13 protein-coding genes and 1 tRNA gene are annotated in these 13,073 nt (G+C 77.1%); 4 read left to right on the forward strand and 10 right to left on the reverse strand.

Going from position 1 to position 13,073, the window contains the following annotated elements; all coding sequences use genetic code 11:
* Positions 1-172: 172 nt before the first annotated feature.
* Both FB586_RS10770 and FB586_RS10775 read left to right on the forward strand, forming a co-directional pair.
* Positions 173-1,150 (forward strand): DMT family transporter, encoded by a 978-nt coding sequence (locus FB586_RS10770; RefSeq protein WP_136519310.1) that lies wholly within the window; start codon positions 173-175, stop codon positions 1,148-1,150.
* An 83-nt stretch (positions 1,151-1,233) separates the two neighbouring features.
* Positions 1,234-1,307, forward strand: a tRNA-Met gene (locus tag FB586_RS10775).
* Positions 1,308-1,416: 109 nt separating this feature from the next.
* On the opposite strand, the gene FB586_RS10780 is transcribed toward FB586_RS10775, so the two are convergent.
* The 7 genes from FB586_RS10780 to FB586_RS10810 form a co-directional block, all read right to left on the reverse strand.
* Positions 1,417-2,103 carry a response regulator transcription factor gene (locus tag FB586_RS10780; RefSeq protein WP_136519311.1) on the reverse strand — a complete coding sequence of 229 codons (687 nt, stop codon included), beginning with the start codon at positions 2,101-2,103 and terminating at the stop codon, positions 1,417-1,419.
* The gene (locus FB586_RS10785; RefSeq protein WP_246036693.1) at positions 2,100-3,497 is read right to left on the reverse strand and encodes a sensor histidine kinase; all 1,398 of its coding nucleotides are present in this window, start codon (positions 3,495-3,497) and stop codon (positions 2,100-2,102) included. Before FB586_RS10785 ends, FB586_RS10780 begins: the two co-directional genes overlap by 4 nt.
* Before the next feature lie 79 nt (positions 3,498-3,576).
* The gene (locus tag FB586_RS10790) at positions 3,577-4,419 is read right to left on the reverse strand and encodes a hypothetical protein (protein ID WP_136519313.1); all 843 of its coding nucleotides are present in this window, start codon (positions 4,417-4,419) and stop codon (positions 3,577-3,579) included.
* On the reverse strand, positions 4,416-5,297 hold the full coding sequence (locus FB586_RS10795) for an ABC transporter permease subunit (protein WP_136519314.1): 882 nt from the start codon (positions 5,295-5,297) through the stop codon (positions 4,416-4,418). The genes FB586_RS10790 and FB586_RS10795 overlap by 4 nt, the downstream gene beginning before the upstream one ends.
* Positions 5,294-6,220, reverse strand: coding sequence for an ABC transporter ATP-binding protein (locus FB586_RS10800; RefSeq protein WP_136519315.1), 927 nt, complete (start codon positions 6,218-6,220; stop codon positions 5,294-5,296). Before FB586_RS10800 ends, FB586_RS10795 begins: the two co-directional genes overlap by 4 nt.
* A 177-nt stretch (positions 6,221-6,397) precedes the next feature.
* Positions 6,398-7,447 carry a hypothetical protein gene (locus tag FB586_RS10805; protein ID WP_136519316.1) on the reverse strand — a complete coding sequence of 350 codons (1,050 nt, stop codon included), beginning with the start codon at positions 7,445-7,447 and terminating at the stop codon, positions 6,398-6,400.
* Positions 7,448-7,528: 81 nt separating this feature from the next.
* Positions 7,529-7,888: a DUF2200 domain-containing protein gene (locus tag FB586_RS10810; RefSeq protein WP_136519606.1), complete on the reverse strand. Its 360-nt coding sequence runs from the start codon at positions 7,886-7,888 to the stop codon at positions 7,529-7,531.
* Between the two features lie 191 nt (positions 7,889-8,079).
* Here FB586_RS10810 and FB586_RS10815 point away from each other — a divergent pair, with 191 nt between their 5' ends.
* Both FB586_RS10815 and FB586_RS10820 read left to right on the forward strand, forming a co-directional pair.
* The gene (locus FB586_RS10815) at positions 8,080-8,799 is read left to right on the forward strand and encodes a PRC-barrel domain-containing protein (RefSeq protein WP_136519317.1); all 720 of its coding nucleotides are present in this window, start codon (positions 8,080-8,082) and stop codon (positions 8,797-8,799) included.
* 48 nt (positions 8,800-8,847) lie between these two features.
* On the forward strand, positions 8,848-9,528 hold the full coding sequence (locus FB586_RS10820; RefSeq protein WP_246036694.1) for a hypothetical protein: 681 nt from the start codon (positions 8,848-8,850) through the stop codon (positions 9,526-9,528).
* Positions 9,529-9,615: 87 nt separating this feature from the next.
* Here the strand turns inward: FB586_RS10820 and FB586_RS10825 are convergent, their stop codons facing one another.
* The 3 genes from FB586_RS10825 to FB586_RS10835 all read right to left on the reverse strand — a co-directional run bounded on the left by FB586_RS10825 (position 9,616) and on the right by FB586_RS10835 (position 12,998).
* Positions 9,616-10,317, reverse strand: coding sequence for a class I SAM-dependent methyltransferase (locus FB586_RS10825; RefSeq protein ID WP_136519318.1), 702 nt, complete (start codon positions 10,315-10,317; stop codon positions 9,616-9,618).
* Between the two features lie 97 nt (positions 10,318-10,414).
* Positions 10,415-12,337 (reverse strand): gamma-glutamyltransferase, encoded by a 1,923-nt coding sequence (gene ggt, locus FB586_RS10830; protein WP_136519319.1) that lies wholly within the window; start codon positions 12,335-12,337, stop codon positions 10,415-10,417.
* 88 nt (positions 12,338-12,425) lie between these two features.
* Positions 12,426-12,998 carry an MOSC domain-containing protein gene (locus FB586_RS10835; RefSeq protein WP_136519320.1) on the reverse strand — a complete coding sequence of 191 codons (573 nt, stop codon included), beginning with the start codon at positions 12,996-12,998 and terminating at the stop codon, positions 12,426-12,428.
* Positions 12,999-13,073: the final 75 nt, after the last annotated feature.

The following is a 13,073-nucleotide window of genomic DNA, read 5'->3' on the forward strand; positions in this document are numbered from 1 at the left end:
CGAGGCCGGCACACCCGTCACCGGGGGTGCCGGCCTCGCGGCGTCTCACGTGCGGCCGTCGCCGCACGTCTTCCGCGGAGGGGCGGCCCGTCGCCGGCCCCCGGAGCGGGAGGTGGGCAGCGTGGAGCGGACGGGTTCGGCCGGTGTCGGGGGTCGGGTGCAGGCTGGGCGCATGACAGCGCCCGCGGACCGTCGCACGGTCCTGCTCTACCTCGGCGCCGCCCTCGTCTGGGGGTCGAGCTTCCTGTTCATGAAGGTGGGCCTCGAGGGGCTGGGCCCGGCGCAGGTCGCCCTCGCACGGCTGCTGCTGGGCGCCCTGACCCTCGTCGTCGTCATGACGGTGCTCCGCCGGCGCTGGCCGCGGGACCGGCGCACGTGGGGCCACCTGGCGGTCGTGGGCGTGCTGCTGTGCGTCGTGCCGTTCCAGCTGTTCGCCTGGGCGGGGCAGCACCTGGCGTCGGGGCTGTCGAGCATCCTCAACGCGACGACCCCGCTCATGACGTCGCTCGCGGTCACGCTGCTGCTGCCCGCGGAACGGCTGACCGCACGGCAGGGCGTGGGGCTCGGCGTCGGGGCCGCCGGCGTGGTCGTCATCATGGCGCCGTGGTCGTACCTCGGCGCCGAGGGCGTGGCGGCTCCGCTGCCGGCGTTGCTCGCGTGCCTCGGCGCCACGGCCTGCTACGGGCTGGGGATGACGTACATGCGCCGGTTCGTCACGCCGCTCCGCCTGCCGGCCGAGACCGTCGCAGCCGGGCAGATCGTCGTCGCGGCCCTCGTCATGCTCGCGATCGCGCCCGTGGTGGCGCGCGGCCCCGTGACGCTGACCTGGCCGGTCGTGCTGTCCATGGTCGGGCTCGGCGCCCTCGGCACCGGAATGGCGTACGTGTGGAACACGCGTGTCGTGGACACGTGGGGCGCGCAGCGGGCGTCGACGGTGACGTACCTGACCCCGGTCGTGGGGGTCGTCCTGGGCATCCTCGTGCTCGACGAGCGCCTGCACTGGTACGAGCCGGTCGGCGGCCTGCTCGTGGTGCTGGGCATCGTCGTGGCCCAGCGGGCGGCGCGCGCGGCCGGGGGAGCGGCCGTGGCCGTGCCGCCGGCGTCGAGCGTCGGGGTGCCGGCGCCAGGGGCACCGGTCCGCCGCCCCTGAACGCCGGATGACGGCAGTGTGACCGGGAGCACGCCCCACCGATTTGGACGCTCGTGCGCCCTGACGTAGAGTAGAGACACCGACGCGGGGTGGAGCAGCTCGGTAGCTCGCTGGGCTCATAACCCAGAGGTCGCAGGTTCAAATCCTGCCCCCGCTACAAAGAAGACGAAGGCCCGGACCTGATGGTCCGGGCCTTCGTCGTTGCCGCCGTGTCCGGCCCGGACGGGGCACCGGGTGATCCCGCTGCTCGAGCGGCCCCGGCACGGTCAGGGCCGGGCGGCGCCGCGCCCGACGAGGCCGCACTCGTACGCGACGATCACGGCCTGCACGCGGTCCCGCGCGCCGAGCTTGGCGAACACGTTGCCCACGTGCGTCTTCACGGTCGTCTCCGACACCACGAGCTCGGCCGCGATCTCGCCGTTGGAGGCGCCCTCCGCGACGAGCCGCAGCACCTCGAGCTCGCGCGGCGTGAGCGCGCGCAGGCGCGGGTCCGGGGCGTCCTCGGGCGGCGGGGCGTCGCCGGCGGCCGGCAGGTGGGGCGCGAAGAGGTCGAGCATGCGGCGCAGGACGCGCGGCGCGACGACCGCGGTCCCCGAGGCGACCGTGCGGATCGCGTCGACGAGCTCGTCGGGACGGGCCGACTTCAGCAGGAAGCCGCTCGCGCCGGCGCGCAGCGCGCCGAACGCGAGGTCGTCGACGTCGAACGTCGTGAGGACCAGCACGCGCGACCCCGGGTGGTCGGCGACCACGCGCCGGGTCGCCTCGATGCCGTCCATGCCGGGCATGCGGATGTCCATGAGGACGACGTCGGGTGCGAGCGCGGCGACCTGGTCGAGCGCGACCCGGCCGTCGGCGGCCTCGCCGACCACCTCGAGGTCCGGCTCGGACTCGATCACGAGCCGGAAGCCGACGCGCAGCAGCGCCTGGTCGTCCACGAGCAGCACGGTCGTCACCGGTCGTCCCCCTCCTCGTCGGACCACGGCAGGACCGCGTGCACGCGCCACCCGCCGCCCGGGCGGGGCCCGGCGTCGACGTGCCCTCCCAGCAGCGCCGCGCGCTCCCGCATCCCGACGAGCCCGCGCCCTGTGCCGCCGCCGTCGCCGGGACGGGTGCCGCCGGCGTCGAGGACCTCGACCTCGACGGTCGTCGGCGTGCGCCGCACGCAGACCTCCACCGCCGGCGCGCCGGGCGCGTGGCGCAGCACGTTCGTCAGCGCCTCGCTCAGGATGCGCAGCACGGCCAGCCGCACCGACGTGTCGTCCGGCAGCTCCGCGTCGAGGCCGGTCGCGCGCACGGGGACCCCGGCGTCCCCGAAGCGGGCGACGAGGGTCGGCAGGTCGACCTCCGTGGGCTCGGCCCGGCGGTCGTCGTCACCGGCGGGGCCGAGCGCTCCCAGGACGCCCTGCATGTCGGCGAGGGCGGCGCGTCCGGTGCGGGCGATCTGCCGCACGGCGTCGCGCGACTGCGCGGGCGCGCGCTCGAACGCGGCGTCGGCGCCGTCCGCGAGGCTGACCATGACGGACACGTTGTGCGCGACGACGTCGTGCATCTCCCGCGCGATGTGGGCGCGCTCCGCGGCCCGGGCGAGCGCCGCGCTCTGGTCGCGCTCGCGCGCCAGCGCGCGGTAGCGCTCGACGAGGTCCTGCGCGTGCAGGCGGCGGGCGCGCGCCGCCGAGCCCACGGCCACCCCGAGCAGCAGGAGGGCGTGCAGCAGCAGGACGGACCCCATCCGGCGCGCGGGCGAGAAGAGGGGCTGCGCGAGGTACGTGTCCGGCTCCCACATCGAGCCCGTGGCCGCCCCGAACCACGCGACGACCTCGATGAGGCCGAGGTCCTGCCACGACCACAGCGCCGCGGTGACGACGACGAGCACGCCGCCGAACGTCCACCAGGTCGTGCGCGGCTCCCGGGCCGCCGCGACGCTGTACAGCGCGCACGCCAGGCACGCGCCGAGGACGCCGAGCACACCGGCGACCAGCAGGGACGCCAGGGACGCGACCGTGAGCAGGGCCGTGACGGCCAGGGGCCACGCGCGCCGCAGCAGGAGCAGCGCGGCACCGCCGGACGCACCGGCCAGCCAGGTCGCGGTGACGGTCCGCTCGACGAGCGAGTCCCGCGGGTACAGGCCGAGCGAGCGGGCGCCGGCTGCGGCCTCCCAGGCGAAGACGGCGCCGACGAGACCGACCAGCAGCATCAGCACGGCGACGGTGACGTCCATGACCCAGGGGCGGGCGTGGACCAGCCGTGCGACCGGGCTGCCCCCGCTGACCTGCGCCTCCGTGAGCGCAGCCGCGTCCAGGACGTCCGGCGCACCGGCACGCGTGAGGGGTCCACGTCCGGTCGGCACGGACCCACCCTGCCATCCCGTCGCCGCGCGGGCGGCCGTCCCGGCGGCCGGTCGCCCGACCGCCCGGGAACCCGCCCCGTCAGCCGACGTCATGCCACCGCAACCGGTACGCCGCCGCGCCGAGCACGGCCAGCACCCAGACGGCGAGGACCACGCCGCCGCCCCACGTCCCGAGCTGCGGTCCGCGCGTCGCCGCGTCGAGCGCCGCCAGCGCGGCGTCGTCCTGCAGGAGCCGGGCACCCGACGAGGGCAGGAGGGCGCGGACCGTGTCGGTGACCCGCCCGGGGTTCGCGGCGAGCAGCTGGTCGCCGACGACCACGAGGACGACCCCCGTGACGAGCGCGTCCGCGGGGCGTCGCAGCAGGGCGCCGAGGGCCAGCCCGAGGAGGGCGACGCCGACGCACGCCACCACGAAGCCCAGCAGGGCGCGGGACGCCCCCGGCACGGACAGGTCGAGCCCGGGAGCGCCGCCCGCGCGGGCGTCCGCCGTGGCGACGTACGAGGCGCCCAGCGCGACGACCGCCGTCACGAGCGCCGCCGCGGCCGTGACCAGCACCTGCGCGCCGAGCACGGGCAGCCGGCGGGGCACGGCGGCGAACGTCGTCCGCGCGGTCCCGGTCGTGTGCTCCGACGTCCCGACGACCGTCCCGAGGACGAGGAACCCCAGCTGCGCGAGCACGAACCCGGACGTCACGACCCAGGACCCCGACCGCCCGTCGTCGGGCCGGACGAACATGCCGAGCCCGTACGCGGTGCCGGCCACCGCGACCACCGTGCCGAGCGCGAGCCAGACGTTCGAGCGCACGCTCGTGAGCTTCGTCCACTCCGCGGCCAGCACGCGCGGCAGCGTCGGGCCGGTGCGGGCCGGGGCGCCGTGCGGGCGCCGCCGCCCCGCGCGGGCCGCCGGCACGACCGTCGTCATCGCACGTCCCGGGTGCGCAGCCGCACGGCCGCCGGCACGAGCACGACGAGGACCCACGCCGCGAGGACGAGCCCGCCGCCCACGGGCCCCAGGTCCGGAGCGCCCGGCATCGGGCCGGCCGACGGGGACGTCGTCATCAGCTGCGCCGCACCGCCGGGGCTCAGCACCGCGAGCGTGCCGGCGACCGTCGTCGACGGGACGGCCTCGGCGAGCCCGGCCGACGCCGGGTCGGCGCCGCCCGCCAGCGGGTCGCCCGCCGTCATCAGCACGACGGGCAGGATCAGGACGACGAGCAGCGCCGTCACCAGGGCGGGGACCGTCCGGCGCAGCAGCGCGCCGAGCGCCAGCCCGAGCAGCGCCAGCGCGACGAGGAAGAGCACCATGCCCAGGACGAGCCCGGGGGTGTCGCCGCTCGTGAGGTCGACGGCGATGCCGCGCGACGCCGCCGCAGGCAGGATCCCGAGCACGCTCGCCGCCGTCGCCAGCACGGCCGTGCCCAGCGCGAACGCCGCCATGACGAGCACCTGCGCAGCGAGCACCGGCCACCGTCGCGGGACCAGAGTGAACGTCGTCCGCGACGCGCCGGTGCGGAACTCGCCCGCGCCGACCAGGACGCCGAGGACGAGGGGGCCGAGGTGCGCCAGCGCCAGGCCGGTGCTCAGGGAGTCGACCGGCTGGAACCCGGGGTCGCCCGAGGACGCCTCCGCGGACAGGTAGGTGAGGACCCCGGCCACCGCGACCGTCACGGCGGCGGTCCACCACGGGGATCGCAGGGAGACGAGCTTGGTCCACTCGGCGGCGACGACGCGCCCGACGGTGGGGCCGGGGTGCGCCGTCGCCGCACGGGCGCCGCCCGGTGTCGTGGTCGCGGCGCTCATCGCGCACCGCCCGGGGTCCCGGCCGTGCGGTACTCGACGACGCCGCCCGTCAGCTGCAGGTACGCCTCCTCCAGCGACCCGGACTCGCTGCCGAGCTCGAGGACGGTGGCCCCGCACCGGCGCGCGGCGGTGCCGACGCCGTCGACGGACGCCCCGCGCACGTGCAGCACGCCGCCGTCCTGCGGCGTGACCTGCGCACCGGCGGCGAGGAGCTCGCGCGCCAGCAGCTCGGGCTCGCTCGTGCGCACCCGGACCGTGCCGGCGCGCTCCGACCGGTCGACGACCTCCTGGACGGAGGCGTCCGCGAGCAGCCGTCCGCGGCCGATGATGACGACGCGGTCGGCGCACAGCGCGAGCTCGTGCATGAGGTGCGACGAGAGCAGCACGGTGCGGCCCTCGGCCGCGAGCTCGCGCACGAGGCGGCGCACCCACAGGACGCCGTCGGGGTCGAGGCCGTTGACCGGCTCGTCGAGGACGAGCGTGGCGGGGTCGCCCAGCAGCGCACCGGCGATGCCGAGCCGCTGGCCCATGCCGAGGGAGAACGTGCCCGCGCGGCGGTGCGCGGCGGACTCGAGGCCGGTCTGCGCGAGGACCTCGCGGACCCGGGCCCGCCCGAGGCCGTGCGTCTGCGCCATCGCGAGCAGGTGCTTGTAGGCCGTGCGGCCCGGGTGCACCGAGCGGGCGTCGAGCATGACGCCCACCGCGTGCAGCGGCGCGGGCAGGTCGGCGTACCGGCGGCCGTCGACGGTCGCGGTGCCGGACGTCGGGCGCTCGAGCCCCACGACGACGCGCATGGTCGTCGACTTGCCCGCGCCGTTGGGGCCGAGGAACCCGGTGACCGTCCCCGGCCGGGCGGTGAACGTCAGCCCGTCCACCGCGGTCGTGCTGCCGTAGCGCTTCGTGAGCGCCTCCACCTCGATCATCGCGTCTCCTCGTCGTCCGGCTGGTGCCGTGCGGCACCGTCGGTCGACGACGCTACGAAGACGGCCCGGGCGTCCAGCACCTGCCGGTGGAGGAGACCGGCGCGCGCATCCCCTCCTCCCGCGGGAGGAGGGGATGCGTCGAGGGTCGCGCCGTCCCGGGTCGCCGGGCGGCGGCGGTCAGCGGGCCGGGGCCTGCGCGGACGTGTTGACCGAGCCGTACACCCGCAGGATCTCCTCGCGCGTGAGCACGTCCTGGAGCCGCGGCTGCGGCGCGTCGGAGTGGTCGCGGGTGATCCGCCACGTCGTCAGGTACACGTGGGCGTCTCCGACCACGGCGACGTGCCGGCCGTCGCGGACCGTCGCGCCGGGCCGGGGCACGCGGACGACCTCCTGCACCGCCACCCCGTCGTCCGTGGTCCCCACGGGCAGGCAGATGTCGGGGTCCGCGCAGGGGTCCCCGTCGCCGTCCGCGCCCGCGGCGACGACGCGCAGCGAGAGGCCGACGCCGGCCTCGTCGTCCTGCGCGGTCGCGCGGTACTCGGTGTCCCACGTGTACCGGGTGGCCCACGGGGCGAAGCCGTCCGGCGACCAGCTCGGCGTCAGGTCGGGCAGCAGGGCGTAGCGGCGCACGTCCGCCGCCGCGGCCGGCGTCGCGGGGCGGCCGCCGCGCTCGCGGTCCCAGCCGGTGTCGGCGTCCACGTCGTCGCGGCGGACCGTCAGGACGGCCAGCGGCGGGCTCGTCGAGTGCACCGCGGCGGTCGTGCTGTAGCCCCGCGAACGGACCCGGTCCGGCTCGGGCGTCGAGGACCACCCGGCCCCGGTGAGGTCGCCGACCACGGACGCCGTGAGGTCGTCCGGGGAGACGGCTGCGCCCTCCGGCGCGACCCACAGCGTCGCCCGGTCCGCCAGCACCTCCGCCGCCGCGCCGCGCGCGCAGTCGTACTCGACCTGCACGACGCGGTACCCGCGCCGCTCGAGGTCGTCGGCGACGCTCGCGACGACCGCCGGCGTGTGCTCGCAGGTCCCGAACACGCCGCCGAGCGCCTTCCCCCCGGCCCACAGGACGAGGGCGGTGCCGGCGACCCCGCCCAGCACGACGACGAGCACGCCCGCCACGACGACCGCGACGAGGGCGCGCCGGGACCGGGGGCGGGGCAGGGGCGGGAGCGGAGCCGGCGGCGGTGCCGGGGCCGCGCTCCGGCGGGGGTCAGGAGGGGGCAGCGCCACGCGCCCGACCGTACGGCAGGCCGTCCGCGCGATCCCGGGGCGTCCTGGTGCGCGGACCGGCGGCGGTGAGGCCCCGCCCGGTCAGGCGCCGGCGCCGCGCAGGATCGACGTCATCCGCTTGCCGCGGGCGACCTCGTCGACGAGCTTGTCCATCCAGCGGATCTGCTGCATGAGGGGGTCCTCGATCTCCTCGACCCGCATGCCGTAGATGACGCCGGTGATCAGCTCGGCGTTCGGGTTCATCGCGGGAGCCTGCGCGAAGAACGTCGCGAGGTCGACCTGGCGCGCGATCACGTCCTCGAGCGCGGTGCGGTCGTAGCCCGTCAGCCAGCCGATGACGTGGTCGACCTCGTCCCTGCTGTGTCCCTTGCGCTCCGCCTTCGCGACGTAGTGCGGGTAGATGCTCGCGAAGCTCGTGGTGAAGATCCGGTGGCCTGCCACGCCCACCTCCTCCGTCGTCGGGCTGCGCACGGTCCGTCCGCGAGGGGCCTGCGGGCGGGCGGCACGGGCGAGCCTACGCGCGTCGAGGGGCTGGTCCGAGGGCCGAAGGGCCCGCTACGGTCGCGGGCCCGCGGTGCCGGTCGTACGTTTTCGGACATCAGAAGGTCGTCCACCGATCAGCGGAGACCACCATGATCAGCACGAGCGACATCCAGCACCTGCTCGTCTCCGGCGGCACGGTCGTCGGGACCGACGGGGACAAGATCGGCAAGATCGGGCAGCTCTTCCTCGACGACCGCACCGGTGACCCCGAGTGGGTCACGGTGACGACGGGCCTGTTCGGACGGGCCGAGTCCTTCGTCCCGCTCGCGGACGCGACCGTCCGCGACGACGAGATCGTCGTCCCGTACGACAAGGCGAAGGTCAAGGGCGCACCGCGGGTCGAGGACGACGGGGGGCACCTCTCGCCGGACGAGGAGCGCGAGCTCTACCGCTACTACGGCCTCGCCGACGACGAGACGACGGACGCGGGCACCGTGGGCGCCGGCGGCGACGTGCGGGACCGCGACCACGACCACGACGACGACGCGGGAGCGCCCGGGACCGCGGCGGGCGGTGACCGCGACGAGCGCGCGGGCACCACGGCGGGCGACGAGGACGACGACGGACGCGGCGGCCGGCACGCGGCCGACACGCCCGTGGACGCGCCGGGGAGCGTGGCCCGCGACGAGACCACGGCCGGTGACGCGGCCCCCGCCGCCGCCCCCGCCGAGGGCGTGACCACCGGGGGCGCCCGGTTGCGCCGGTACGTGGTGACCGAGGAGCAGACCATCACCGTGCCGGTCACGCGCGAGGAGCTGCGGGTGGAACCGGCCCCGGGCTCCGACGACACGGCCGACGACCGGCACTGACCCGTCCCACCGCCGCGCACCCGCGGCACCGAGACCAGGAGCACCGCCATGAGCACCCAGGACCCGTCCAGCACCCCTGACCGCCCGGCCGCCCGCGAGGGCGCGTCCGCGGCGGACCCGCACACCCCGTCCGGCGGCGCCGTCTCCGCCCGGGCCTTCGGCGCCGACCGGCAGAGCGTGGTCGCGCGCGAGAAGGAGGAGTACGGCGGCATGAAGTTCGGCTCGGCGTTCTTCGGCTGGCTCACCGCCACCGGGACCGCCGTGCTGCTCACCGCGCTCGCGGCCGCCGCCGGCGCCGCCGTGGGCGTCGCGAACCAGACCGACCTCGGCGAGGCCGCCGACCAGGCGGCGTCCGACCCGGGCTCGGTCGGCCTCGTCGGCGGGATCGTCCTCGCGGTCGTGCTGTTCGTCGCGTACTACTGCGGCGGCTACGTGGCCGGCCGCATGGCCCGCTTCGACGGCGCGAAGCAGGGCATCGCCGTGTGGCTGTGGGCCGTGGTCATCGCGATCGCCGTCGCCGTCCTGGCCGCGGTCGCGGGGGACCAGTTCAACGTCCTCGCGCGGCTCGACAGCTTCCCGCGGATCCCGATCGCCGAGGGCGACGTCACGACGGGCGGCATCATCACGCTGCTCGTCATCGCCGTGGTCAGCCTCGTGGGCGCCGTGCTCGGCGGGCTCGCGGGCATGCGCTTCCACCGCAAGGTCGACCGCGCCGGGCTCGGCCGCTGACGCGACCGCCGGCCGCCGACGGCCCGCACCCCGGGGGTGCGGGCCGTCGCCGCGTCCGGAGCCGGACGCCGACCGACGCGGTCGCCGTCAGGCCCCGCCCACGCGCCGGGCGCGCAGCACCACGTCGCGCGTGTGGTGGGCGCCCGCCCCGCCGCTGACGGTGCGCTCGCGCACCTCGTGCGCCTCGACGGCCCACCCGGCGCCGAGCAGCGCCGCCACGTCGCGGGGCAGGACCCACTCGTCCGGGTCGAACCCGCCGTGGTCGCCGCCCTCCGCGGCGTGCGTGTCGTGGTGGACGACCAGGAGCGTGCCCCCCGGTGCGACGAGACCGAGCAGCGCGCGCTCGGCACGGGCGTCCGCGGTGCGGCGCAGCGCGGGGTACTGCGCGGAGACGAGGTCGAAGCCGCCCGCGGGCAGCGCCAGGTCGAGCAGGCCGCCGTGCAGCCACGTCACCGTCGCGCCCGCCGCCTCGGCGTGCGCCCGGGCGCGTGCCAGCGCGACGCCCGAGACGTCGAGCGCGGTGACGTCCCAGCCGCGGGACGCGAGCCACACCGCGTCCGCGCCCTCGCCGCACCCGACGTCGAGCACCCGACCGGGCGGCATGCCGCGCACCTCGCGGACCAGCGCCCCGTTCGGCTCGCCGCTCCAGACCCGGTCCGCGGTGCCGTAGCGCTCGTCCCAGGCGGCAGCATCGGGTGGTGGCGGCAGGGGAGACGGCAGGGCCGTCCCGCCCCGCAGGTCGGGCGGCTCGGAGGTGCGGCTGGAGGCGGCGGTCGGGTCGTCGGTCACGTCGCGAGCCTCGGCCGGGCACCGTGCCCGGCGCAAGGCGTCGTGCGCGCGGGGCAAGAACCGGTGACGGAGGGCGGCCGAGTCGGCGACGCGGGCGTCAGCGGCCCCGCGGGTGGACCACCCCCGCGCTGCCCCCGCCGCGCCGCTCGGGCTCGGCGACCGACTGCAGCGTCCGCCGGTCGAGGAACTCGATCGCGGTGACCGCCCCGATCTCGGGGTTGTCGGCGAACGTGTGCCCGAGCGCCTCGAGGTCGGCCCGCGGGAACCGGGGCTCGGCCTGCACGGTCGGGGTGTTGCGCTGGGTGGCGCGGGGCCGGGCGACGGCCTCGGGCAGCGGCGAGCCGCGGTCGAGCCGGTCGACGAGCACCTGCAGCACGGTCGTGATGATGGTCGACCCGCCGGGGGAGCCGAGCGCGAGCAGCGGGCGGCCGTCCTCCAGGACGATCGTGGGCGCCATCGAGCTGCGCGGCCGCTTGCCCGGGCCGGGCAGGTTCGGGTCCGCGCCGCCCTGCGTGTCGGTGAAGTTGAAGTCGGTGAGCTCGTTGTTGAGCAGGAAGCCGCGGTCGGGGACGACGATCGCGTTGCCGCCCGTCGACTCGATCGTGAGCGTGTACGCGACGACGTTGCCCCAGCGGTCCGCCGTCGTCAGGTGCGTCGTGGACGTCCCGTCGGTCGGCTCCTGGCCCGGGTCGCCGCCCGGGGCGCAGTCGGCGTAGTCGCCGTCCGGCTGACCCGGGCCGACGGGCTTGGGCAGGGCCGCGGCCGGGTCGATCAGGCAGGCGCGCTCGGCGGCGAAGCCGTCGGACAGCAGCTCGTCCAGCGGGACGTCGACGAACGCGGGGTCGCCCACGTACCGGTTGCGGTCCGCGAACGCCAGCGCGCTCGCCTCGAGGTAGCGGTGCACCTCCTGGGTCCGGTCGACCGAGCCCGGCTCGGTCCGCTCGAGGATGTTGAGGGCCTCGCCGACCGTCGAGCCGCCCGACGAGGGCGGGGCCATGCCGTACACGTCGAGGCCGCGGTAGGACACGTGCGTCGGGTCGCGGTGCACGACGTCGTACGCGGCGAGGTCGGACCGCTCGAGCAGCCCGGGACGCACGACGCGGTCGGCACCCGGCACGACCGGCGGGTCCTGCACCGTGGCCACGATGTCGCGGGCGACGGGACCGCGGTACAGGACGTCGCTGCCGAACAGGGCCATGAGCGCGTAGGTGCGGGCCAGGTCGCGGTTGCGGAACACCGAGCCGACGGCCGGCGGCGCGCCGCCCGGCAGGAACAGCTCGGCGGTCGAGGAGAAGTCCGCGAACCGCTCGGCGTTGTCCGCGGTCTGCCGGGCGAAGGTCTCGTCCACGACGAACCCGTGGTGCGCCACCCAGGTCGCCCCCGCGAGCGCGCGCGGCAGGCTGAACGTGCCCCAGGCGTCGAGCGCGGCCTCCCAGGTGGCCGGCGTGCCGGGCACACCGGCGGACAGGCCCGAGGTCACGGCCTGGTCGAACGGGATCGGCGTCCCGTCCTCGACGAACGCGTCCGGGCCCATCGCGGCCGGGGCGGTCTCGCGGCCGTCGATCGTGTGGACCTGCCCCGTGCGGGCCTCGTAGAAGACGAAGAACCCGCCGCCGCCGATGCCCGCCGAGTACGGCTCGGTGACGCCGAGCGTCGCGGCGGCCGCCACGGCGGCGTCCACCGCGTTGCCGCCGCGGCGCAGCACGTCGAGGCCGACGCGCGTCGCGTCGGGGTCGACGGTCGCGACCGCGCCGCCGGTGCCGACCGCGACGGGCACCTTCGCCGGCGGACGGCCGGGCCACCCGCCGTGCCCGCGCCGGCGGTCCGGGGCCGCGTCGGGCCCGGCCACCAGCGCCTCGAGCTGGGCGTCGACGGCCCGCTCGTCGACCGCGGCCCCGTCGGGGCCCGCGGCGGGGGCGGTGCCGGGCGGGGCCGCGGCGACCGGGAGCACCCCGGCGGTCAGCGCGAGCGCGGCGGCGGCGGCGACGCCGAGCGGACGGACGAGCGTGGACGTGCGCATGGTGGCCCCCAGGTGGTGCGACGTCAGGAGTCCGTCCTACCACCGCCCGGGCGCCGCGCCCACCCCTTCCGGGCAAACCCGACGTCGGCTACGGCAGCCGCGAGGGCGGCCGGCGCACCGCCTCGCCCGCGCGCCGCGGGTCGAGCGGCACCGGGCTGACGAGCGTCGCGGGTCCCCGGTGCAGGAACCCGCTGGTCAGCGGCCGGCACCGCAGGCCGCCGCGCCCGCGCATCGCGTGGTGCGCCCCGGGCGCGAGCACCCGGTCCATCCACGCGCACGGGTGCGCCGGGCGTCCCACCCGCAGCCGGACGGCGTCGCCGCCGGACTCGAGCACGACCTCCTCGCCGATCAGCGGGGCGAGCTCCGCGCCGCGGAGCACGACGTTGCGCCGGGTCAGCAGCGGGTCGAACGGCCCCGCCCCGAGCTCGTCGGCGATCGCCTCGAGCGCCTCGGCCGCGAACAGCGTCAGCGCCGCGTCCATGTGCGCGGCCTTCCCGAAGAACCGGTCGCCGACGACGCCCTTGTCCGCCACGACCTCGACACGGTCGGCGTCGGTCGTCGGGACGTCGGCGGCGCCGTCGCGCGGCCGGCCGAAGTAGGCGTGCTCGGGGGAGACGAGCAGATGCAGGATCTCCACCTCGTACCGGTACGGCGCCACCACGCAGCCCAGTGTCCGTCGACGGGCGGTTCGTCGCCCGCCGTCCGCCTCCCGTTCACCGGGGTGTGCGACCATCCC

The organism is Cellulomonas telluris, from assembly GCF_004886325.1.
In the GTDB taxonomy this organism is placed as follows: Bacteria; Actinomycetota; Actinomycetes; order Actinomycetales; family Cellulomonadaceae; genus Cellulomonas; species Cellulomonas telluris.

Bases quoted from the DNA above. Each gene is read 5' to 3' on its own strand.
- FB586_RS10800 (WP_136519315.1), bottom strand. From the start codon at position 6,220: ATGATCGAGGTGGAGGCGCTCACGAAGCGCTACGGCAGCACGACCGCG.
- FB586_RS10790 (WP_136519313.1), bottom strand. From the start codon at position 4,419: ATGACGACGGTCGTGCCGGCGGCCCGCGCGGGGCGGCGGCGCCCGCAC.
- FB586_RS10815 (WP_136519317.1), top strand. From the start codon at position 8,080: ATGATCAGCACGAGCGACATCCAGCACCTGCTCGTCTCCGGCGGCACG.
- FB586_RS10820 (WP_246036694.1), top strand. From the start codon at position 8,848: ATGAGCACCCAGGACCCGTCCAGCACCCCTGACCGCCCGGCCGCCCGC.
- FB586_RS10795 (WP_136519314.1), bottom strand. From the start codon at position 5,297: ATGAGCGCCGCGACCACGACACCGGGCGGCGCCCGTGCGGCGACGGCG.
- ggt (WP_136519319.1), bottom strand. From the start codon at position 12,337: ATGCGCACGTCCACGCTCGTCCGTCCGCTCGGCGTCGCCGCCGCCGCC.
- FB586_RS10770 (WP_136519310.1), top strand. From the start codon at position 173: ATGACAGCGCCCGCGGACCGTCGCACGGTCCTGCTCTACCTCGGCGCC.